This window comes from Stenotrophomonas maltophilia, assembly GCF_013464915.1.
Lineage (GTDB): Bacteria > Pseudomonadota > Gammaproteobacteria > Xanthomonadales > Xanthomonadaceae > Stenotrophomonas > Stenotrophomonas maltophilia_AT.
This window is the reverse complement of the sequence record NZ_RAVT01000097.1, coordinates 1-822: the sequence shown is the minus strand read 5'-3', so window position 1 is coordinate 822 and position 822 is coordinate 1. Positions and strand designations below refer to the sequence as shown.

1 protein-coding gene is annotated in these 822 nt (G+C 64.1%); it reads right to left on the bottom strand.

Translation table 11 applies throughout. From position 1 onward, the window contains the following. Nucleotides 1–32 precede the first annotated feature (32 nt). Nucleotides 33–758 (bottom strand): enolase, encoded by a 726-nt coding sequence (locus D7T59_RS21095; RefSeq protein ID WP_180852360.1) that lies wholly within the window; start codon nucleotides 756–758, stop codon nucleotides 33–35. Nucleotides 759–822: the final 64 nt, after the last annotated feature.

The window sequence follows — 822 nt, the reverse complement described above, 5'->3', positions numbered from 1 at the left end:
TGCCGGCCHGCGGCCGGCACTACCACGGGGTCTTACGACCAGTCGTACGAGAACAGCACCGTGCGGCTTTCCGGTTCGTACAGCATCACGATCGCATCGGCGCCGGTGGCGCACCAGTTGTAGCCGGCCACCTCGGCCACCGCGAAGAACGCGTTGCCATCGCGGCGGATGATTGCCAGCTCCGCATCGTCCGGTGCATGCCGGTCGTTGGCGGCGTCGGTGAATTCCAGGGTGAAGGCGTTCGGGATGTCAGCCGTCTCTATCCAGTTGCCGCAGGAAATCTGTCCGCCCAGCGTATCCAGGTAATCGCGCTCGCTGGCTTCACCCTTGCCGTAGCGCGAGTAGCAGGCGAGGCGGCCATGGGCGGCGTGGTAGTCGCGCGCCTTGGCGTAGCTCTCGCGCATCTGCGTGATGTGTTCCTGTGCATCCTTGTCTTCCACCCCATCACCGATGAAATAGCCCTCGTTGCCGAGGAAGCGCATCTCGTTGCCGGCGGTCAGTTCGAAGGCGATCCAGTTGGTGCCGGTGAAATCGTTGTGGTGTTCTTCGGTGCTTTCGCCGATGCAGCCGTCATACGGCTCGATCGGGCACAACATCGTGGGCACCTGGCCGGCCAGTTCCGGGCGCAGCACGCCAAGGTCGATCTTCAGCAGCGGCAGCAGGTGCTGCGTGAGCCACGCCTGGTCGGCAGGGAAGACATCGGCGGGGAAGGGGACCATGCCGGGCAGCAGGTCACGCAGTTCGGTCTGGTGGATCATGTCAGTCCTTTGAATGGTGTCGGTAGTGCCGGCCGCTGGCCGGCATCCGCGATACATCTGGAGS

What these genes read in the sequence shown, in the direction of transcription:
- D7T59_RS21095 (WP_180852360.1), bottom strand. Translation starts at nt 758, where the DNA reads ATGATCCACCAGACCGAACTGCGTGACCTGCTGCCCGGCATGGTCCCC.